20 protein-coding genes and 1 pseudogene are annotated in these 20265 nt (G+C 53.1%); 5 read left to right on the forward strand and 16 right to left on the reverse strand.

All coding sequences use genetic code 11. The annotated features are described in order from the left end of the window. Positions 1-32: 32 nt before the first annotated feature. The 8 genes from yut to WMO46_RS03455 form a co-directional block, all read right to left on the reverse strand. Complete coding sequence (gene yut / locus WMO46_RS03420) at positions 33-1076, reverse strand: urea transporter (protein ID WP_278963722.1); 1044 nt, start codon at positions 1074-1076, stop codon at positions 33-35. A 31-nt stretch (positions 1077-1107) separates the two neighbouring features. Then, positions 1108-2022 (reverse strand): urease accessory protein UreD, encoded by a 915-nt coding sequence (locus WMO46_RS03425; protein WP_276762423.1) that lies wholly within the window; start codon positions 2020-2022, stop codon positions 1108-1110. After that, positions 2019-2690: an urease accessory protein UreG gene (gene ureG / locus WMO46_RS03430; protein WP_019151449.1), complete on the reverse strand. Its 672-nt coding sequence runs from the start codon at positions 2688-2690 to the stop codon at positions 2019-2021. The genes WMO46_RS03425 and ureG overlap by 4 nt, the downstream gene beginning before the upstream one ends. Before the next feature lie 206 nt (positions 2691-2896). Continuing rightward, positions 2897-3637, reverse strand: a complete 741-nt coding sequence (locus WMO46_RS03435; RefSeq protein WP_349093794.1) for an urease accessory protein UreF — start codon at positions 3635-3637, stop codon at positions 2897-2899. Beyond that, positions 3600-4175, reverse strand: coding sequence for an urease accessory protein UreE (locus WMO46_RS03440; protein WP_278963723.1), 576 nt, complete (start codon positions 4173-4175; stop codon positions 3600-3602). The genes WMO46_RS03435 and WMO46_RS03440 overlap by 38 nt, the downstream gene beginning before the upstream one ends. A 75-nt stretch (positions 4176-4250) precedes the next feature. Continuing rightward, on the reverse strand, positions 4251-5969 hold the full coding sequence (locus WMO46_RS03445) for an urease subunit alpha (RefSeq protein ID WP_019151446.1): 1719 nt from the start codon (positions 5967-5969) through the stop codon (positions 4251-4253). 5 nt (positions 5970-5974) lie between these two features. Beyond that, positions 5975-6502 carry an urease subunit beta gene (locus WMO46_RS15655; RefSeq protein WP_276715262.1) on the reverse strand — a complete coding sequence of 176 codons (528 nt, stop codon included), beginning with the start codon at positions 6500-6502 and terminating at the stop codon, positions 5975-5977. Between the two features lie 17 nt (positions 6503-6519). Beyond that, a complete protein-coding gene (locus WMO46_RS03455) occupies positions 6520-6822 on the reverse strand; it encodes an urease subunit gamma (RefSeq protein WP_026076677.1) in 303 nt (100 codons plus the stop codon). Positions 6823-7037: 215 nt separating this feature from the next. On the opposite strand from WMO46_RS03455, the gene crcB reads away from it, so the two are divergent. Continuing rightward, positions 7038-7415, forward strand: coding sequence for a fluoride efflux transporter CrcB (gene crcB / locus WMO46_RS03460; protein WP_019151443.1), 378 nt, complete (start codon positions 7038-7040; stop codon positions 7413-7415). A gap of 386 nt (positions 7416-7801) precedes the next feature. Here crcB and WMO46_RS03465 read toward each other — a convergent pair. Further along, positions 7802-7960, reverse strand: a pseudogene (locus tag WMO46_RS03465) (site-specific integrase); the annotation flags it as partial. A 479-nt stretch (positions 7961-8439) separates the two neighbouring features. Between WMO46_RS03465 and WMO46_RS03470 the strand changes: the two are divergent. Genes WMO46_RS03470 through WMO46_RS03485 form a run of 4 tightly spaced genes read left to right on the forward strand, consistent with a single transcriptional unit; the run spans position 8440 to position 11205 of the window. Further along, complete coding sequence (locus WMO46_RS03470) at positions 8440-9531, forward strand: site-specific integrase (RefSeq protein ID WP_349093891.1); 1092 nt, start codon at positions 8440-8442, stop codon at positions 9529-9531. 2 nt (positions 9532-9533) lie between these two features. After that, positions 9534-10142 (forward strand): phage integrase SAM-like domain-containing protein, encoded by a 609-nt coding sequence (locus WMO46_RS03475; protein WP_349093795.1) that lies wholly within the window; start codon positions 9534-9536, stop codon positions 10140-10142. Between the two features lie 11 nt (positions 10143-10153). Further along, positions 10154-10876: a site-specific integrase gene (locus tag WMO46_RS03480; protein WP_349093796.1), complete on the forward strand. Its 723-nt coding sequence runs from the start codon at positions 10154-10156 to the stop codon at positions 10874-10876. Continuing rightward, complete coding sequence (locus WMO46_RS03485) at positions 10873-11205, forward strand: protein-tyrosine kinase (protein ID WP_349093797.1); 333 nt, start codon at positions 10873-10875, stop codon at positions 11203-11205. Before WMO46_RS03480 ends, WMO46_RS03485 begins: the two co-directional genes overlap by 4 nt. 219 nt (positions 11206-11424) lie before the next feature. Here the strand turns inward: WMO46_RS03485 and WMO46_RS03490 are convergent, their stop codons facing one another. The 7 genes from WMO46_RS03490 to WMO46_RS03520 all read right to left on the reverse strand — a co-directional run bounded on the left by WMO46_RS03490 (position 11425) and on the right by WMO46_RS03520 (position 20265). Then, positions 11425-12153: an IclR family transcriptional regulator gene (locus tag WMO46_RS03490; protein WP_349093798.1), complete on the reverse strand. Its 729-nt coding sequence runs from the start codon at positions 12151-12153 to the stop codon at positions 11425-11427. A 187-nt stretch (positions 12154-12340) separates the two neighbouring features. Continuing rightward, a complete protein-coding gene (locus WMO46_RS03495) occupies positions 12341-13780 on the reverse strand; it encodes a hypothetical protein (RefSeq protein WP_349093799.1) in 1440 nt (479 codons plus the stop codon). A gap of 33 nt (positions 13781-13813) precedes the next feature. Beyond that, entirely contained in the window at positions 13814-15058 is a 1245-nt protein-coding gene (locus tag WMO46_RS03500) for an MFS transporter (RefSeq protein WP_349093800.1), read from the reverse strand. Positions 15059-15063: 5 nt separating this feature from the next. Then, entirely contained in the window at positions 15064-16560 is a 1497-nt protein-coding gene (locus tag WMO46_RS03505; RefSeq protein WP_349093801.1) for a hypothetical protein, read from the reverse strand. Positions 16561-16572: 12 nt separating this feature from the next. Beyond that, positions 16573-17319, reverse strand: a complete 747-nt coding sequence (locus tag WMO46_RS03510) for an SDR family NAD(P)-dependent oxidoreductase (protein WP_349093802.1) — start codon at positions 17317-17319, stop codon at positions 16573-16575. Next, positions 17319-18389, reverse strand: coding sequence for a dihydrodipicolinate synthase family protein (locus WMO46_RS03515; RefSeq protein WP_349093803.1), 1071 nt, complete (start codon positions 18387-18389; stop codon positions 17319-17321). Before WMO46_RS03515 ends, WMO46_RS03510 begins: the two co-directional genes overlap by 1 nt. Before the next feature lie 10 nt (positions 18390-18399). Beyond that, entirely contained in the window at positions 18400-20265 is a 1866-nt protein-coding gene (locus WMO46_RS03520) for a RagB/SusD family nutrient uptake outer membrane protein (protein ID WP_349093804.1), read from the reverse strand.

The following is a 20265-nucleotide window of genomic DNA, read 5'->3' on the forward strand; positions in this document are numbered from 1 at the left end:
CCCGGTCCGGCTGTTGCCGGACGGGCGGACGGTTATTTCGTTTTCGCGCCCGGCTGCTGCGCCGCCAGATGCTTCTTGTTCTCCGGATACCAGTTCGAATGGTCGGGTTTCTCCTCGTCGTCGAACCTGACGAGCGGCAGCAGGAAGAGCCACGTCGTGATGCAGAACGGCCCGGTCAGGGTGGCGATTCCGACGGGCGCCATCAGCACATACATGCCGGCCTGGACGAACACCGTCGTCAAGATCCCCAGCACGGCCCACAACGCCGAACGGAAATTCGGCTTGTAGAACACCGTTGCCAGCGCAATGGCCGTCAGCACGGGGCTGTATCCGTAAAGTCCTTCGGAGATGTCCGGGCCCGACGCTTTCAGCGCGACGACCGTCAGCAGCGCCAGCGCCGAGCCGATTGCGGCCCAGAGCGCCGCCCAGCGGCTGCAAAGGAACAATCCTGCGAGGAAACAGATTCCCGTCACCCACGAATCGATCAGAAAGACCTGTCCGATACCTTTCAGCCAGTAAACCGCCAGATCGCCGAAACGGATGTTCTCCAGCGCCGGAAAGGCCGCCGGAAGCGCCGGATCGGCCATGTGGGTCGTCGGAAGCCCGTGCATGGCGCGCGCCGCGAGCAGAAACATCCATGTGCAGAAAACGAACGGGAAGGTGAACGAATTGACCTTCCAAGGCGCCATCACGTTGTTGAACCCCGTGCGCACCCATGTCGTCAGCGCCGCACAGAGCACCAGCGCCAGCCACATCCAGACGGTGTTGCCCATGAACGTGGGAAACGCGCATCCCACCAGCACGCCGTTGAAGCCCCAGAGTCCCTGTTCGCCGTCCCTGGCCGGAAATCCGAGGATGTAACCCGTTACCGTCGAGACGATCACGCCCAGCAGGGCGCCCCAGGCGACGAGTCCCTGGCCTTCGGCGTACGCACCCCAGAAAATGCCGACCATGAACAGCAGTCCGGTCCATGCGCTGTTTTGAAACATCACCTGCCCGGTTCCGCGCAGCAGAATTTTGATAAAATCGAAGGAACCTCCGCCGGCCCCTTCGGATCGAGCGATCGTATTTGCCATATTTGCATTGTTTAACCGTTAATCCAAGTTTTTATCGCCAAGGAAACTCTTCGGGCAAAGGTTTGCCTTTGATTTCCTGCCGGACCGAGGAGCAGAATTCGCGGACGAGTTTCTTCACGGGCGCCGTCTCCTCGCCCAAAACCTTATAGAGCAGTCCCGCTTCGTTCGGCAGTCGCGTGATACCGGCGGCCAGCCGGCGGCCGCGGTCGATGAATGCCTCCGTCCGTTCGTAGATGCCGTCGGCGTGTTCCGGAGGCGTCAGCACGATCACGTTGGCGAAAACGTCATACCCGTTCATCGCGCCGAGCGTCGAGGGCGGGTGCATTTCGGGCCGGATGATGAATTTTTCGCGGAACAACTGCCTCCCGCCGGGGCGTTCGGCATGGGAGCAGACCGAGAGGATGTCGTACTGGAAAGTCTCGCCCCGGTCGAAATACTTCCGGCCGCTCATGTAAATCTCCGAATAGAACAGCGTGGCCGACGGCGCGATGCGGATCGCCGTGTCGGCGATGAACCGCGTGTGCCGGCACGGGATGGTCGGTTCGGGCAGGTATTCCAGATAGGCGTTCTCTTCGAGTTCGAACACCTGTGTCAGTCCCGAATAGTTGTAGCGCATTTCGGCCAGTTTGGTCGCCGCTCCGGTCGAAATGTGGGCATAGGCGCCTTCGCGGACGACGAAACGCTGTTCGTAGCGATCGCCGTCCACGTTGGGGCCTCCCGAGGACAGGATGTAAACGCACGGCATCTCGGGCATGCCTTCGTCGAAATAGAGCTCCTGCTGGACGATCAGCGGCGCATGCCGGTCCAGGTCGCGCATGATCGACCTGCCGTCGCCGTCGAGCTCGAATCCCAGATAGAGGTATCCCATTTTCCCCGGGGTGCCGACGGGCATCGCCTTCGGCTCTTCGAGGTAGGGGCTCATCTCTTTGGCTGCTGCGAAATTCATCGTGGGGCGCCGGTTAGGGGTTCCGGAACTTTCTCTTTGTCGTTGTCGAGGTCGAAGAGCGCCATCCGGCGGATCAGGGCGACCAGTTCATCGATCCCTTCGCCCGTCATGCAGTTGGTGAATACGAACGGTTTGCCCGGACGCATCAGCTCGGAGTCGCGCCGCATCACTTCGAGGTCGGCATGGACATAGGGGGCCAGGTCGGTCTTGTTGATGACCAGAATGTCGGACTGGGAGATTCCCGGGCCGTCCTTGCGGGGAATCTTGTCGCCTGCGGCCACGTCGATCACATAGATGAAAAAATCCACCAGCGCAGGGCTGAACGTGAGGGTGAGGTTGTCGCCGCCCGACTCGATCAGCACCACGTCGCCGTCGGGAAACCGGGCCTCCATCTCCTCGACCGCCGCGATGTTCATCGAGGGGTCCTCGCGCACGGCCGTGTGGGGACACGCACCGGTCTCGACGCCGATGATCCGCTCCTCGACAAGAATGCCTTTCAGCATTTTACGCACGTGCTTGGCGTCTTCCGTGGTCACTACGTCATTGGTTATCACCAGCACCTTGTAGCCCATGTCCAGAAGCCGCGGGGTGATCGCTTCGATCAGCGCCGTCTTGCCGGAGCCCACGGGGCCGCCGATTCCGATTCTGCAAGTTGTGTTGTCGCTCATAATTTTATCTTTCTGTTTGTGTATAAGTTCATTCTGTTTTCGGGTGGCACCGGATTCGGATTGCCGCGCTCGCATCCGTTCGCTCGCAATGACCGGCTTTCGGAAAGAGTCCGGGCGCACATTGGGAACGGATGCGCTCCGGCCTGCCTTCTCCCCTAAATCGGGCTTTTTAAGTCCGCGCCTGTAAAACCCGCTTCTTAAGCGGGTCAGTTCATGAACATCCGTTTGGTTCCCTTTTCGTGCAGCGAGGCGAGAATGTCGATCTGCGGCACGAAGGTGTACATGTCGTCGAAATCCATGTCGCTCGCCGTGTCATAGAGTTCCCCGAGCTTTTCGGCGGTCCGGAACAGGATGCGCTGCGTGTCGTAGTGCGACACGCGCACGCAGCGGAGGGCCGCGCTCACGACCATGTTGACCACACCGTACTGGTGGGAGCAGAAAAGCTCCTTTTCGGAGATTCCGCAGGCCGCGAATACGATCCCCTGCGCCACGGGATAAGTGCCGGGGGTGCGGTCTCCGGCGATGTCGCCGAGCCACCGCGCTGCGGTTTCATCGGGAAAGATCTGTTTCGACAGCTCGGCCAGCTTCTTGCCCATACGCCGGGTCATCAGCCGCGCCTCGGCGTTCATCTTGCAGAGGAGGGCCTGACGGTCGGCATTGAGGATGCCCTCGTAATAACCGAGGTTATAGCTGCGGAAAGCGTGCAGCGCCGCGACTCCGTCGGTGAAGGCGGCCTGCCGGACGATGTCCTGCGCGTATTGTTCGAGCGTCGCGGCGTCGTACACCAGTCCCTCTTCGGCGGCCGTTTCCAGCCCGTTGGAGAAAGAGAAGGTCCCGACCGGAAAGGCCGAGTCGGTGAATTCGAGCAGCCGCATGACGGTTGTCGCATTGTCGGTCATGGGTGTCGGTTTACTGCGCATGCGCATGTTCGTGATGGTGGTGTACATCGCTGTCGGGGCCCGTGCCGCCGAACAGACGCCGGATTTCGTGGGGCGCCAGGTAGGGAATCACCTCCGAACCGGGCTGGAACGACCAGGCGACGCCTTCGATATGGTGCGTGCGCATCACGCTGTCCATCACTTTCTTGTCCACCGTCAGCGGGATGTAGACCTTCGTTCCCTTGACCACGGCGGGCCAATGCTGGTTGCCGATGGCATGGCCGAGTTCCACCGAGATGTGGATGATCGTTTCCGGCGTTTGGCGTGCCAGATCCGAAAGGTCCGCGACCAGCACGTCGTTGAGCCGGATGCGGATGGCCGCGATGCGGCGCTGTTCGGGCAGGTATTCGATAATGTCGCCGTCGAGCATCTGCGAGTGGCGTTTCAATGCCACGGCGTATTCGTTTGCCCGGTCGCCTTTGACCGCGAAGCGGCTTTTCTGGGCCGTCCACTGGTCGAGATCGATAAATTCGATCTCGGCTCCCCGCGCTCTCTCCGCCCATTCGGGGTCGTGCAGGTTGCCTATGATTTCCGTATAGATTTTCATCGTATGTGTGTTTTGGGAGTTTGCACCGACCCCCGGGAGCGGCCGTGCGGGCCGCCCCCGGAATCGGACGGGTGTCTAACTGAACCAGAGCAGCTGGCTCAGGGGGAATTTGTCGGCCGGCTTGACGTAGGCCCGGATGTCGTTGACCAGCACGTCGAACGTTTCGGGATTCACGTCGATCTTCGGCATTCCTCCGTTGCGCACCATGTCGTATTTGGTGAGCTGGCGGGTGCGGCGCACGGGCTGCACCATGCGGTGCAGGTGGAGACGCTCCTTGATGCCGCTCTGGAATGCGGCGTTCGATACGAACGAGAGGCAGGTTTCGGGCAGCGTGCGGCCGAAAGCGCCGTACATCGGACGGTAGTAGCACGGCTGCGGCGTCGGGAGCGACGCATTGGGATCGCCCATGTTCGACCAGTTGATCAGACCGCCCTTGATGACCATCTTGGGCTTGGCGCCGAAGAACTGCGGCTCCCAGAGGACGAGGTCGGCGACCTTGCCTTTTTCGACCGATCCGAGGTAGTCGGACACGCCGTAGGTGATGGCCGGGTTGATCGTGATCTTGGCGATGTAGCGCAGCACGCGGAAGTTGTCGTTTCCGTCGGCATCCTCGGCGAGCTTGCCGCAGGCGTTTTTCATGAACGACGCCATCTGGAACGTACGCATGAACGATTCGCCGATGCGGCCCATGGCCTGCGAGTCGGACGAGACCATCGACAGCACGCCCAGGTCGTGCAGCACGTTCTCCGCGGCCTGCGTTTCGGGGCGCACGCGGCTCTCGGCGAAGGCCACGTCCGACGGAATCTTCGGATTGAGGTTGTGGCAGACCATAATCATGTCGAACAGCTCGGCCTGGGAATTGACGCCGAACGGCAGGGTGGGATTGGTCGATGAAGGCAGCACGTAGGGCATCGACGCCACTTTCAGCAGGTCGGGGGCGTGTCCGCCGCCGGCGCCTTCGGTGTGGTAGGTGTGGATCGTGCGGCCGTCCATGGCGGCGATCGTGTCCTCGACGTATCCGCTTTCGTTGAGCGTGTCGGAGTGGATGGCCACCTGCACGTCGAAACGGTCGGCGACACCCAGCGCGGCGCGGATCGCAGCGGGGGTCGAACCCCAGTCCTCGTGAATTTTCAGGCCGCAGGCTCCGGCCTCGATCTGCTCTTCGAGCGGCTGGTTCATCGAACAGTTGCCCTTGCCCAGCAGACCGACGTTCACCGGAAGCCCCTCGATTGCCTCCAGCATACGTTCGATGTTCCAGCGGCCGGAAGTGATGGTGGTGCCGTTGCTGCCGTCCGTAGGGCCGATTCCGCCGCCGAACAGTGTCGTAATGCCGTTGCTCAGACAGGCGTAAGCCTGCTGCGGGGAGATCATGTGCACGTGGCCGTCGATGCCGGCCGCCGTCAGGATCAGGTGCTCGCCCGATATTGCGTCGGTCGCGGTGCTGGTCACCAGATCGGGATGCACGCCGTGCATGATATTGGGATTTCCCGCCTTGCCGATACCGGCGATTTTCCCGTCCTTGATACCCACGTCGGCCTTCACGACGCCCAGATTGGCGTCGATGATCGTCACGTTGGTGATCACGAGGTCGAGCGACCCTTCCTTCGAAGTCATCGTATTGGCCAGCCCCATGCCGTCGCGGATGGTTTTGCCGCCGCCGTAGACGACCTCGTCGCCGTATTCGCGCAAGTCTTTTTCGATCTCGACGTAAAGATCGGTGTCGCCCAGCCGGATTTTGTCGCCGACGGTGGGACCGAACAGGTTATTGTATTCCTGACGTGAAATTGTTGCCATATCCTCTATTTTTTAGTGTTGTTGCCTTTTTTCATAGCGGCCTCGGCATCGCTTTCCGAAACGGTCTTGAAGCCTGCGTGCCGGACTTTGCGCGTGGCGTGCATGCGTGCAGGGAAATAGGTGGGCGCATCCTCGTCGCCCGTGTATCCCATCACCAGCCCGTTGAAGCCGATCACGCGGCGTTTGCCCGAATAGGCCACGACCTCGACCTCTTTCTGGTCGCCCGGTTCGAAACGGATGGCGGTCGTTGCGGGAATGTTCAGGTGACAGCCGAAAGCGGCGTCGCGGTCGAATTCCAGGTAACGGTTGACTTCGAAGAAATGGAAATGCGAACCGACCTGAACCGGACGGTCGCCGGTGTTGCGCACGACAAGCTGCACGGTCTTGCGGCCGGTGTTGTACTCGATCGGGGCGTTCATCAGGATCACTCCTCCGACGGCTACGGGCTTTGCGGGCTTGAAGCCGGGTTCATTCGGATAGAGACTCGCCGCCTGTGCCTGATTTTTCGCAGGGGCGGAATTTTTCGTACTCATAATCGGGATTTTTAGAATTACTTGATAGGATGGTGGATGCTCACCAAACGGGAGCCGTCCGTAAATACGGCTTCGACCTGCAACAGGTCGATCATGTCGGCGACGCCCTCCATGACATCGCTTTTTTTCAGTACGCTGGCCGCCCCTTTCATAACCTCTTCCACGGTCTTGCCTTCACGCGCGCCCTCCAATGCCGTGGACGTGATATAGGCTACGGCCTCCGGATAATTCAGTTTCAGCCCTTTTTTCATCCGCCGTTCGGCGATCATGCCGAGCGAAAGCAGCATCAACTTGTCAATCTCTTTCGGTGTCAAGTGCATAGTAAACGATTTTTACGATTAATCCGGCTCCGCATCCCCGAGGCCATACGTATCCCGCCGGGGCAGCAGTCTGCCGGTACTGATCTGCGGAATTCCAAATAGGATGCCAAAAGTCCTCCCGCGGCGATTCGCGGCGAAAAAGCGGAAGTCCCGGTGGCATTGAATTTGTCCGGGAAAGAATCCGAATGATAGAATCAACCAAAAACGTGTGAATTATGTTCAAAGCGATGATGCTTGCAGGACTCGGCGGTTTTATCGGCACATGCCTGCGCTTTCTGACGGGAAAACTGGCCCATGTCATTACGGTTTCTGCTTTTCCGTGGGGTACGTTCGCCGTCAATGTTATCGGCAGTTTCGTGATCGGTATTTTCTTCGGATTGGCCGAAAAGACCCACGTCATCTCACCGTCGATGAACGTCTTCCTGATCACCGGCTTTTGCGGCGGTTTCACCACCTTTTCGTCGTTTGCCGACGACATGTACCTGCTCCTGCAACAGAAACACTGGCTCTATTTCGGTCTTTACGTCGGTCTGAGTTTCGTTCTGGGGCTGGTACTCGTGTGGCTGGGACGCTCGCTGATAAAGACGGTATAGCGGCTGTCGCCGGCACGCCCGTCCCGAAGCGAAACGCACCGAATCGGCCGGAATGCGCCATGTATGCCGGCTGAAAGGGAATGCAGACATCCGTCTGACCGGGCAGGTGCAGGCTATCGACGACATTCTCGCGGTGATGCCGATGATCGAAGCGCTCGGAGGGTCACCTTATTTTTCGGATAGAAGATGTCTCCGGCCAATACGGGTATATCGCCCGACGCCGAAACTTAGGTTATAACTTTCGGCAACAGAATAACAACAAATTTCGGTCAATTCCTGTATGAATGCAGTAAAAGCTGATTTTTGAGGTTCACTTTCCGATATTGATATCTGCTCTTGACCGCTCCAACTCGTTCGGCGGGCTTTTGAGCCTGTGCCCCGGGAGTCTATGCAGTCAGAACCGTTCCTATTCTTTGCATTTCCCGGCTGATATTGGCTTCCGAAATTTTTGCATAGTGCCGAGTCATATTCGGATTTGTATGCCTGAGGATTTTGGCAATGATGTCGATCGGCATGCCATATTCGATAGCCAATGTGGCGAAACTTGGGAACGCAGATGAGATTTATAGGATGAAGGAGAAAAATGCTGATTATTAAAGGATTTACTCTCTGTACGACTTGGTAGACGCACATTCAGAAAGTGCATAGTCGGACATGGTTCCGCCCAATTTCTGTCCCTATCCCGTTACCTTTTTAAGACGGGAATAACCACCGGAAAAGCGGATAAAATCCTTTGCAGAATGTACCATGAACGGTTTTCTTCCCCAAAGGTAACAAACTTTTTTATTCGGGATGCCACAAAGGGATGAAATTATCGGTTTTTATGACTATTATGTTCTGATATGCTGTATTTTACATGGTGTCAAATGGCTTATAACAATTATTTTTGTACCATGAAACATAGTGTTATGAAACCCTCTGTAAAGGTCTCGTTTTACCTAAAAAAGGACGAGCAGAAACCGGACGGCGGCGGATCACGGTCGGCAAGACCTCCGCGAAATTCAGTCTTAAATTCCATGCTCCGCTGTCGCTCTGGGATACGCCTTCCGGCCGTATGCGGAGTAAAAGCAAGGAAGCCTCAGCTATCAACACCCGGCTCGACAAGGTCCGGGCCGCTGTCAATACCCACTATCGGGAATTGTCTGCGACGCGGGAGGATGTTACCGCCAGCCATGTCAAGTGCGCCGTACAGGGCATAGCGGCCAGCCAGGAGACTTTAGCGCATTATTTCGAGGCTCATAATGAGCGGTTTTCCCGGCGCGTAGGAATCGACCGGGAGAAATCCACAAATTTTGAGTATCAGAATTCTTTGCGTCATCTGCGGAATTTCCTCAAACACAAATATCGTGTTTCGGACATTCCTTTTTCTGCGCTGAATATGTCCTTCATTGAGTCCTTCGATTTTTATTTGCGTGTCGAATTGAAGCGTATGCCGAATACGGTTTTAGGCATTATAACCCGTATGCGTAAAATGATAAAATACGCCATCTGCGACGGAATCATTGCGGGCGACCCGTTCGCCGACTACGCGCCTCTGCGTCCCAAGCCACAACAGAAGTATTTGACACGCGGGGAGCTGGACAAGATCATGCACACACCTTTGGACCATCCCAACCGTTATCTCGCGCGGGATATGTTCCTGTTCAGTTGCTTCACGGGACTGGCCTATCGGGATATGGCCAATCTGACCGAGGATAAAATCGCGTACGACGCAGACGGAATGCCGTGGATAAAAACCACACGTCAGAAAACCGGCACTCCCTGCGAAATCCCGCTGCTGGAACTGCCTCGGCAAATTATCGGGAAGTATCGGAGTCTCGCCCCCGAAGGAAAGCTCCTTTTGATGCTCAGTTGCAAGCGCATGAATATCAATCTGCAAAAGATCGGAGAAATCTGCGGGATAAAACGGCGTCTGACCTTCCATTGCGGTCGGCATACCTATGCGAGCGAAATCGCTCTTTCACAAGGTATTCCGATGGAAACCGTCAGCCGGATGCTGGGACATCGCGACCTGCGCTCCACTCGCATCTACGCCAAAGTTACCAATGACAAGATCGACCGTGATATGAGCCTGCTCGAACAAAGACTGGACAAACAATTCAATTTAGCCGAGTAGTCATGAAAAACATCAAAGATATCAGAAAACTTCGCAGTACTTTTTCAGTAATGTTCTATATTAACCGTACCAAGATCAAGAAGAATGGCATGTGTCAGGTGTTGGGGCGCATTACGGTGGATACGGGCATTGCCCAGATCGGCACGAAAGTCGAAATAGCCCCCGAGATGTGGGACGGCAAGACCGGGCGTGCCATCGGACGCAGTAAGCAGGCTCTTTTGGTGAACCGCACTATTGACCGCCTTATGGAGCAGGCTGCAAAATATTACGACGATTTGGTAGATCTGAGGGGATTCGTCACGGCTGAAGGTGTGAAAAACGCTTTGAAAGGAATAGGCCGCAGATCGGAAACCTTGCTTACGCTCTTCGAGGAGCATAACGAGGAATTCGCCAAACGGGTCGGTGTAAACCGCGTCAAGGAGACGCTCGACCATTATAAGCGGACGTCCGTGCTGCTCAAAATGTTTCTCAACGGCAAATACGGTGCGGAAGACATTTTTCTACGCAGCCTGAACCTGGGTTTTATCGAATCCTTCGATATCTATCTGCGTGTAGAAAGGCTGATGTTTCAACATACCCTAGCAGGGCATCTCATCAATCTGAAAAAATAGCCCGCAGGGCGGTGAGACAGGGAACTCTCAAACGCGATCCGTTTATCACATTCATTCCCGAACAGCCGACCAAGAAATGCCGCCATCTGAAAGCCGAGGAGATCGACCGTCTGATGAAGTTGTGCATCGAAAACAAAAGTGTCCGCCATACGCGCAATATGTTTATCTTTTCGACATTCACGGGGTTGGCATATATCGACCTGAAAAAACTTTCGGACGAACATCTTTCAACGGATGAAAACGGCAATACATGGATTAAGATCGAGCGGAGCAAGACCGGTACGGAAAGCAACATCCGTCTGCTCGACATTCCGAAGCGGATTATCGAACGTTATCGCGATGAAAGGACCGATGAACGGATCTTCCATTTGCCGACGCTTACGTGTATGTGCTATCATTTCCGCAAATTGGAAAAGATGTGCGATATTGAACATATCACTTTCCACATGGCACGCCATAATTTCGGAACGCATATCACGCTGTCGCAGGGAGTTCCCATCGAAACGGTCAGCCGCATGATGGGACATAGTTCGATCACCACTACGCAGCTCTACGCCAAGATCACGGATGAGAAACTGAACGAAGACGGACGATTGCTTTCCGGGCGTATTTGCGGCAGATACACGCTGTTCGAAGACCGGCAGATGCCTGTCGGAATCAGGCGTAATCAGAACTTTAAGTTGAACGAATATGTTGAAAATGAGAATCAGTCACTCAAAAGCACAAGATTATGAAACGAGGAACAATTGCCATAGAGAATAATATTGTGTATTATAGTCCGGATTCGGAGGGTGACGTCTGGCTGGCACAATTCGAGATCGCACAGTTGTTCGGGGTATTCGTATCGGCGGTAAGTGCTAATATCCGTGCGATTTACAAATCCGGATCATTGAAAGAGTATGAAACGCAGCGGGTCGAGAAGACCCGAGACGGATGTTATCTCGAATCTTACAATATGGAGATGATCATAGCCTTGGCCTTTCGTTTGCGGTCACGGCAGACCTCCGTATTCCGTCAACCCCGAAGAATCAGCCCCTTCTACCGAGACGACCGCAACCTGTGAGAATATATGAGCCTCGCTCTAAGCCACTACTACGCAATCCTCACGGCCTGCGACGTAACAAAAGCATTCAAGTGCTCGAAAAGCACTCTGCGGATATGATCGTCAACGACGTGATAATACCATACATTATCCTGATAGATAGAGTTCCTGAGAGTTTTTCCAACGGATTGTGTCACCCGTCATTCCCTATGATGTCTTGGTTAAACTAAACCCGAAGGATCAGCCGAGAAGCATTTCCGCTTTTTGTATGGTCTCGCTCAATTTATCCTCAAGGTTTTTATGGAAGCTCTTTGTAAGACGCATATCGGGAAGATAACATCCGATCGAAGCTATCACCTCCCCGTTCTTGAAGACGGGAGCCGCAATGCAGGCGAAGTGCTGGTTGATCACCGTAAAACAGTTTTTAGCCCTGATTTCCGAGAGGCAATTCAGCAAATCTTCTTTTGTCTTGACCTCGGGCCAATCTTTCCCCGGCATACCTGCCAGTTTAAGAAAATTGTTGAGTTTTTCAGAACTGTATTGGGCAATTATGACCTTTGCCGTTGTAGCCTGCCATGCCTTCATCTCGTAGATTATTTTCGCCTCTATCGGATGATTGGCCGTTACACTGTAAAGATTTATACGCTTGTCGTTCTTTATAACCGACAACATGACATTTTCGTTGACCTCTTTGCATAATGAGTCGATAAGAGGTTTTAGCAGCGTCACGATCCGGTCGGGATCATTGTTTACTCCTACAATAGCAAAAAGTTTCTCACCCAGAACATAACCTTTGCGATAGCTTATTTGTTCGATGAAGCCGATCTCTTTGAGAGCCTTGAGAATATTTGCACAGGTAGCTCTGTTCATATTCAGCGTATCAGCTATCTCCGACAAAGGGACCTCTCGTTTTCTGTTCTTTGAAAGATAAACAAGTATTTCTTCGACTCTTCCTATGACCTGTATCATATATCGGTACTTAATTGGCTTATTTTTAACACACAAAGTTAGTTTTATTTTTTTTAATCTCTTTAAGACCCTGTTTGAAATTTTGTCAGTTTTTCTTGAAAACAGGTCGAGACAACTTAAAAATTACAACGGCTGCAACCGGACTCGATTCGCAGCCGCCGTAATTGCCTCGTCAAAAGAGTCGTTTTTAATCTCCGAGTGTTTTGGAGTAGACAACCGTTATGTCGAATACCCTCAATGAAGCTCCTTCGGTAAACTCCATCGTATAGGACTTTCCTTCGATGGTGTTGATAATTTGGGCATCCTGCGTCGCCGTCGTAGGGAAAGATACAGTCTCCGTAACTGGCGCAGTCAGGCTGGGCGCTTTAAGCAACGGCGATGAAAAATATTTTCCGACCGGACTTTGGGGATTTTCTTGTACCCTGAATCTCTTGGCCGTCGTATTGCCGTGGCTCATGGATACGGATTTCAAGTATCTTCCGGGGATTCCGGGAAGTTTGATCCAAGCGTTATTTTTGGCGCCGAAAAGCAATACGTTATGATCCAACCCGGAAGCCTTATAGTGCTGATAGGTCGCGCTGTTTTTGCCCTTGCTTATCGTAAAAATGAAATCCTTGCTGACAGGAGCTCCGTCGAGCATATAATTGTAGGTATAGGAATACTCCTCACCATCGACATTCTGATCAGCAACGGGTACGAAAGCGCCTAAAGGATTCTCGTCATTTTCGTTGTAGAACGAAAGCTCGATCATTATAACATCGGGCAGCGTATCATCCAATGTTCCGTCGAATGCGTTGAAATCGCTGCGGGGGACGATAATGCCATCCGTCTCTCCGAGAGTACGGACAAGAGTATTTCCGTCGCCATAATCGACAGTGATGCGCAGGCCCTTGGCGTAGAATTGAGGCAAGACGGAAATATAATAGGAACCCGTTTTCAGACATCCGTCAAGGGTCTCTGCATCCGATCCGCTCACAGGGACAATCGTAACGGAAGACGACTGCGATTTACCGGGTGTCGCAGTCCAGAACGTCTCATCGGCACTCTCGAGCCGGGCGTAATCCACATCAACATAGCCGGTCATAAACTCACCGCCTATCGCCTCAATAGTTATTGATTTGGCCGTCGAATCGCTCATGGCAACCTTGATAAGCCCCGAGAGATTTTTCATCGGATTAATCTTGTAAGCTGTCTTGTTGCCGTTTATCTTACCCGCAGAGATTATCGCATTCTCTGCGTAGGAATTTACGGTTCTAACCCGTTGAACATTATCCAGCACTACACGCAGGATACCATTCGAAGTGCACGTGATATCGTCGGAGCCGGTGGAAAAAACGGCATACTGCGGCCTATTGCCGCCCCATTTGTGCGAATAGAATATGGCTTTGGTCCCATTATCGGTCGTACCGAGTTTGAACCCTGCATTATTCTCATCGAAAACGAGGAGCGAATCCCTTCTGGACCAACTTATTTGACTGTTGCCGTCTGTGGTCTTCATCGGTTCTGAAGTAACGGTGATACGAACAAAATTCGGATTGTCCCATACTGTACCTTCATCGACATTCTCGTTGCAAGCGGATGCAAACCATGCAATGAGTGGAAGAATCATTGAAAATCCAGTTTTCATAATATCAGTTTTTGGGGAATTCATATATCAAAATCAATTACGTACACGTTCACGGTCTCTCTTATAGCTAACTCTTGCCACCACGAACATCAGTATACCGCAGGCTATCCAAATAATCGCAAGTATAGGGAATGTCGAACTGAGAGAACCCATGCTCTGTTTAATGTAACCAAGAATCAGAGGAGCAAAGGCGCCGACTGCAAAACCGGTCATGCCCATTACGCTCGCGCAGGAGGCATGAAGCCTTTCAGGCGTAACGTCATATAGCACAGAATAGGTGTTTGCATCGAAGAAAGCCCGGAAAAGTCCCCACCCCGCGAAGCAACAATAGACTATCGCAAGGGACGAATCTCCGCCCATGAAACTCAAAAATACCGCGCCGCACAGCAGGCCGAAAGCCTGAAGATACATACGGTATTTACTATCTTTAAGCGCCAACCTGTCGGACAGCGAACCTGCAAGTAGCACACCGATAAAAGCAGCTACATAGGTCCAGAACATTGAATTGAAGCCCGCCTCAGCCTGAGTCTGTCCGAACTCCTCCTGAAGGTAGGCCGGTACCCATGTCATGAATCCCGTGATCACGAAGATCAGCCCGCTGAATCCGATTGTCAGCACCAAAGCGGTGGGAGTGGTGAACACCTCCTTGAAACCATCCAGAAAACCGGGTTTCGATTCCGCAGCAAAGACGGAAGCCTCGACAGGTTTGTTGTCAAGCCGAATGATCATCAGAATACCCCACAGCACACCCATTCCGCCGAAAATGAGGAAAGAATATTGCCATCCCAATTTATCGGCGATCAAACCGGCCAGCCAGCCTGCCAGAATGACGCCGACATAATAAGCAGTCTGATGAATCGACATCGCACGAGCTCGGGTATCGGTATGATACTGAGCAAGTATCGAATAGTTGGAAGGGCCGAAAAGGGCTTCGCCTCCGCCCGTGGCGATAGAACGCAACAGTATCAGCATCACGAAACTGTTGGCATAGCCCGTAAACATAGTTGCAAGGCTGAAAAACAGAACGCTGAACGTAACGACGAATTTGCGCGAGAAGCGGTCGCCCATCCATCCTCCGATCGGCACCACAACCGCAAAGGCAAGATTGAATATAGTGGCGATAAGGCCAACGGATGTATCCGTCAGGTTCAGAGCATCCCGTATGGCGGGTAAAACGGTATTGAATACCTGACGGTCTCCCTGATTCAGCAGGTAAGCCATCCACAGCAGGAATAATACCTCCCACTTATACATTTTGCCTTTATGAAACTTTTTCATAGCGCTCAATGGTATCTCTTCATGTTTTTACCCTCGCGGACAAACCACGACTTATCAAGAGTCAGAATATCCTGAGAGGTAATGAATGCCGGCGAATCATATACGGGAACGGAGTAAGTGGTTCTTCCTTTGGAACGCTCAATATGTGACTCATCTATCTTGTATACATTACCCGTAAGCAAATCGACCCAAACGGGATTTTGAATCGGATTCCCTGTCACCGATACGGTTGCCTGCCTGGTAATATTGTCATTGGAAGGCATGGCGGAAGCATTCCAGAAAACAACGACCGGTGTATCTGTCTCACGATCTTTCCAGTCATAAACGACACAATTTTCCACCCCTTGGAGCGTAGAGCCGACCCGCTCGGGAGAGAGGCATTCCAAAGCATCGTTAAAGACCGACACTGCATTTTGAATTGCATAGTATGCTGTCTTCACTTTGAGCACACGGAAGCCGTCGGCTTGCCCCGCAGTCTTCAAAAGGCCATATCGAAGCAATCCGTAGTGCTGCTTCACGGCTCTGTATTCGAGATCGCAAAGATGGAACACCTCGGTATCGTCACCGTGCCCCAGATCGCCGAGCGATCGGCGCAAATCATACTTGGCTTGAGTTAGCTCGGTCCAAAATACATTCGAAAGAGCACCGTTCCGACACCATTCGCTTTGAGTGCCGCCCTCTCCCTGCATGAGCTTTATATTCGGAGTGTGTCGGGCCACAATCCTGCGGCTTTCCTCGACTTCCTCATATCCCGTATCAGGATTGTGTTTATAGTGATGGTAGGCTATGGTGTTAAAAAGATAGGCTTTACCCCGTTTTTCAAGCTCTTTGACAAAGGGTTCGATCCACTTCGGATCAGCCTCTGTCAAGGCGAATGCCGCAATCCTGGCATTGGGGATGATACTGCGCAGAATTTCGGCTGTGCGGACGGCAAAGTCCGTCGCCTGCTCTATGGTGTTGCCCGAAGTCTTACCGTTGGGTTCGTTCCAAATGCACCAGTCGATTACCACGCCTTTGTAATGTTCTGCTATTGCCTGAACCCATCTGTCCCAGGCGGCAAGGCCCTCTTCGGAAGAGGGGAACCCGGCGTTAAGATGGCGTCCTCCGCCACCCTCATAGGCGGGATTACCGTAGCTGAGTTCCATCCACACGTCCACGCCCATTCTTTTGGCATCCAGCACACACTGATCGAGCCATGCGAAATCATACATTCCGGGGTCTTTTTCGCAGCGGGCCCATCCCGCCTGCTGACGGATACGTGCGATGCCCAGAGGGGCGACATAACCGCGAACAGTCCGCCAATCGGCATGTTCACGATCCATGCCGCCGCAGTCGAGCGTCCAGCGCGACGAGGAGATTTCCGATACGGATTTCGGCCGCAGAGTACCCATGATCTCCATATTGATCTTGATGTCGGTCTGTACTCTGGTAGGGCTGTCGTCAATCACAACGCCCGGAGTATGCATCGTCGCAGCCAACATAGTTGCTAACAGAATGTTCATTTTCAAGGAGTATTAGTAAGTTTTTTGATACATACATAGACGTCCGCCATCGACCACATGATTGGAGCCTGTGATGAACGAAGCGTTTTCGCTGCACATGAAGAGGATTACATCCACAAGTTCGTCAAGCTCGGCGGCACGGCCCAGAAGCGTAGGCATTCCGGACATGGCCGCACGCGAGAGTACGGGGCCGGGAGTGACGCAGAGCGCCCTCACTCCATGAGGGGCCCCTGCGATGGCAAGTCCCTTGACGAAGTTGAAAAGGCCCGATTTGGCGGTGCCGTACATTGCACCTATGCCGTCGCCCTCGAACCCGGTCACGGACCCGAGAATGACGATGACGCCGAACTGCTTCGCAACCATTTGAGGCATCAGCGCTCTCGAAAAATAGACGGGTCCTTTGAGGTTTACGTCGAGTCCCCAGTCGATCACCTCTATTGGCTGTTCGTAAAAGGGAACCATGCTGTTCAGGCAACGGGCCTCGTATCCTCCGGCACACACCACAAGATAATCGGCACCTCCCTGTTTTTCAGCCTCGGCGGCAACCTCCATTGCATAGCCAAAATCGCGGACATCCCCCTTCATGGGGATCGCGGCCCCGCCGATGGCTTTGGCCTCCGTTTTCAGCATCGCTTCGTTGATGTCACACATGATGACCTTTGCGCCGAGCCGTACAAATTCTTTCGACGCATAAAGCCCCATTCCGCTTGCGGCGCCTGTCACTACGACAAGCTTGCCGCCAAATTCAATCTCTTTCATTATCGGTAGTATTTCTTTACGAATTTCATCATATCGTCATAGCATTTGTCGAGTTCAGCTTTCTGAATCCCGGTAAGTTCGATGTCACTAAGCACCCACTTCGATTTATTTTCTTTCGTGTATGTCCCATTCGCACCATCGGGTTCCATCGCATAGGTTCTGGATAACATATTGTTGAACAGTCCGAGGCGCACGAGGTAATAGAGCGAATAGCCGCGAAGACTGTCGTAGGGCAGGAACCTTTGGTCTATCAAAAGACGATAAAGCGCATATGCTTCGGTGAGACGTCCTTTTTTATCCTCCTCTTTCATCGACTTCCAGATCATTGAGACGATCGGAGCATAAGCGACTCTCTCCGAGATGAGGCCGGCCGTACCGATCTGACGCTGCTGGTAAAGCCATTGCCACCCGCCCCATGCCGAGAATACGGTTTTAATCGCATCGCGGGCTTCAAGCTCACTCTGCTGCCGGGCGTTGGCCTCCAATTTGTTGGACTCCTCCTTGATCAAGCCATAGATGTCGGGATACTTTCGGGCAAGTCCTACAAGAAGGTCGACACTCGGCGTCGGACAAGCGTCGTTTACGTATGTCTGGATAATGACAGGTCTCTTGGCCACCTTAGCTAGTGCATCGAAATAGGCCTGCTGGTCTGCTTCGGTGGTGCCATAATAGGGAGGACGAGCCGCAAGGACGATATCGACGCCCGATTCGGCTGCAAGTCTCTCGGCCTCACGGGCAAAGACGAGCATCTCCTCGATATCGTCTCCGTTGACCCCGAGAGCAAGAACGGTCTTCATGGGATTTTTTCGCCACTCCCCGACTAAAGCCGCCATACCGGCAAAACGTTCCTCTTTTGTCAAAAGGTCAATTGAATCATTCGATTGAGGCCATATCACTCCGGCCGTATTCCATTGGGCGGCGAAGCGCGCCTCCTTGATCAAACTCGGATAATCGATTGTCCCGTCGGCATGGTATGGAGTCGAAAGGATGAGGAAAGGCCCCTCGATGTTCGCAGCAATCAGCAGCGGCGAAACTACCAGAAAACAAAAAGCAAAAAATAATTTTTTCATATCATAAACGTTATCTCCAATATACTTCCGCAGGATTCTGTCCGAGATTCGGATCGGACTTATTCACATCCAAACTGGTGTTATATATAAGTTCATCGTAGGGATAAGAACTGATCAATCCTTTGCGTACAAGGGTCCAATCCTCGTCGTACCTGAAATCCCGACCATAATAGATCGTACGATAGCCGCTATAATCGATTCCATCCTTGGTGTAGTCCTCCTGTTCGTTGAGATAAAGGAATGCGTTTTTAGGTTTGGCAATGTTCTCGGCAAGCCATCGCGCTCCCATACGATGGGTATCGAAATATTCATGGTGTTCGAAAGGCATCTCGTAACATCTCTCCCAAAAGATGGCGTTGACGAGTCCTTCTTTAGAGTTGTTGAACTTCGAAGCTGTCCAAGCCTGAGGCTCTGCGGCAGGTTCTCCGTCGACGGAATTGCGGGCACGTTCGAGAATTACGTTCACATAGTCGATGGCCTTCGTTCCGTAAGCATCCGAAGCAGACTCGCATAAATTCGCACAAGATTCAGCGGCAATCAGATAAACCTCCGCCAGACGCATCACGTAGAGATCTGCATTGCCAACGCTGTTGTCGTAGGTCGGATCGTAATATTTCTTGTAATACGGGAGTCCGTAGTGTTTCATCATGGTCTCATTGCCGGGGAAAATCCGATTGTCCGCAGGATAACAGTTGTAGAGAGTCTTGTTTTGTCCGGGATAGGAATTATAGATCAGATTGACACTCAACCGGGGATCGGAACAGCTGACATAGACGTTTTTATTATAGGAGCCGGTACCTTTTTGCCCGCCGTAATCTTCGCACCACCTCTGGAAGAACCAGCGATCGGGGCGACAACGTCCGAAATTATCCACGTTGGAGGTTCCCATATAACGATTGGGCAAAGCCCACATAGTCAGTCCGCTCTCCGCGTCACCCGCTTCCGGAGAGCGAGGCATGACCCAAATGCGCTCTTTGAGCTGCCAATCTCCGGCCTCGGTCCATCGGAACAACTGCCGATAGTCGGGACAAAGTTCGAACGGACCATGATCGATCACATCTTCTGCATCGGAAAGAGCCTTCCGGAAAGCGTCTCCGGCATCGGCAATTTCGATCTCCGAAAAATCAGGAGTACGATTGACCCAAAAATTGTCATCCGGATGGGCAAGGAGAGTTCCGATAGTGAGATAAACAAGGGAACGGCAGGCTATGGCCGCATAGTTGCAAACTCTGCCGGAAGCATTGCCTCCCGCGATTTCGACCATTCTGTTCCAATCGCGCATTTGAGTCACGGCAAGATTGAGATCCTTGATAATCTGGCAATATACGACCCAAAAATCCGCTCTGGGACCATAAACCTCGCTTAACGACGTAGGGGCTTCGGTATGAAGCGTAACATCGCCGTAAAGGCGCACCAAATAGAAATATGCCATCGCTCTCAGGAAATAGACTTCGCCCTCGATCTCTTTCTTGTAAGCGTCATCCACCGGGCTTGACTGCATCGCTGCGAGAAGCGAGTTACAGAGATAGATCGACCTGTAAAAGCTCGTAAAGGAGTCGTAGGCTTCGGGATGCTGCGAGAATCGGGTGAACTTCAGGCAGCATGCCCATCTTTCGAGCGGATTGGTCAGTGCACTGGTATTGCTCCAATGTGCGAGGCCCGAGGCTGGGGCCAGCCACTCGCAGAAAGTACCCGATTTGAACCCGCTGGAGGCGAGCTGTCTGTGGATGCCGAGAACATTGGCTTCAAGCGCCTCCGGCGAGGAAACCATCACGGAACCGTCGTACGAAGTCGTTATTTTCTCTTCGAGAAAATCCACGCAACTCACCAGGAATACGCTCAGAAAGACGGATGTGTATTTTATTATGCTTTTCAT

Origin of the sequence: Alistipes intestinihominis (genome assembly GCF_040095975.1) — a bacterium.
GTDB lineage: Bacteria > Bacteroidota > Bacteroidia > Bacteroidales > Rikenellaceae > Alistipes > Alistipes senegalensis.

What these genes read in the sequence shown, in the direction of transcription:
- yut (WP_278963722.1), bottom strand. Translation starts at nt 1,076, where the DNA reads ATGGCAAATACGATCGCTCGATCCGAAGGGGCCGGCGGAGGTTCCTTC.
- WMO46_RS03425 (WP_276762423.1), bottom strand. Translation starts at nt 2,022, where the DNA reads ATGAATTTCGCAGCAGCCAAAGAGATGAGCCCCTACCTCGAAGAGCCG.
- ureG (WP_019151449.1), bottom strand. Translation starts at nt 2,690, where the DNA reads ATGAGCGACAACACAACTTGCAGAATCGGAATCGGCGGCCCCGTGGGC.
- WMO46_RS03435 (WP_349093794.1), bottom strand. Translation starts at nt 3,637, where the DNA reads ATGTACACCACCATCACGAACATGCGCATGCGCAGTAAACCGACACCC.
- WMO46_RS03440 (WP_278963723.1), bottom strand. Translation starts at nt 4,175, where the DNA reads ATGAAAATCTATACGGAAATCATAGGCAACCTGCACGACCCCGAATGG.
- WMO46_RS03445 (WP_019151446.1), bottom strand. Translation starts at nt 5,969, where the DNA reads ATGGCAACAATTTCACGTCAGGAATACAATAACCTGTTCGGTCCCACC.
- WMO46_RS15655 (WP_276715262.1), bottom strand. Translation starts at nt 6,502, where the DNA reads ATGAGTACGAAAAATTCCGCCCCTGCGAAAAATCAGGCACAGGCGGCG.
- WMO46_RS03455 (WP_026076677.1), bottom strand. Translation starts at nt 6,822, where the DNA reads ATGCACTTGACACCGAAAGAGATTGACAAGTTGATGCTGCTTTCGCTC.
- crcB (WP_019151443.1), top strand. Translation starts at nt 7,038, where the DNA reads ATGTTCAAAGCGATGATGCTTGCAGGACTCGGCGGTTTTATCGGCACA.
- WMO46_RS03475 (WP_349093795.1), top strand. Translation starts at nt 9,534, where the DNA reads ATGAAAAACATCAAAGATATCAGAAAACTTCGCAGTACTTTTTCAGTA.
- WMO46_RS03485 (WP_349093797.1), top strand. Translation starts at nt 10,873, where the DNA reads ATGAAACGAGGAACAATTGCCATAGAGAATAATATTGTGTATTATAGT.
- WMO46_RS03490 (WP_349093798.1), bottom strand. Translation starts at nt 12,153, where the DNA reads ATGATACAGGTCATAGGAAGAGTCGAAGAAATACTTGTTTATCTTTCA.
- WMO46_RS03495 (WP_349093799.1), bottom strand. Translation starts at nt 13,780, where the DNA reads ATGAAAACTGGATTTTCAATGATTCTTCCACTCATTGCATGGTTTGCA.
- WMO46_RS03500 (WP_349093800.1), bottom strand. Translation starts at nt 15,058, where the DNA reads ATGAAAAAGTTTCATAAAGGCAAAATGTATAAGTGGGAGGTATTATTC.
- WMO46_RS03505 (WP_349093801.1), bottom strand. Translation starts at nt 16,560, where the DNA reads ATGAACATTCTGTTAGCAACTATGTTGGCTGCGACGATGCATACTCCG.
- WMO46_RS03510 (WP_349093802.1), bottom strand. Translation starts at nt 17,319, where the DNA reads ATGAAAGAGATTGAATTTGGCGGCAAGCTTGTCGTAGTGACAGGCGCC.
- WMO46_RS03515 (WP_349093803.1), bottom strand. Translation starts at nt 18,389, where the DNA reads ATGAAAAAATTATTTTTTGCTTTTTGTTTTCTGGTAGTTTCGCCGCTG.
- WMO46_RS03520 (WP_349093804.1), bottom strand. Translation starts at nt 20,265, where the DNA reads ATGAAAAGCATAATAAAATACACATCCGTCTTTCTGAGCGTATTCCTG.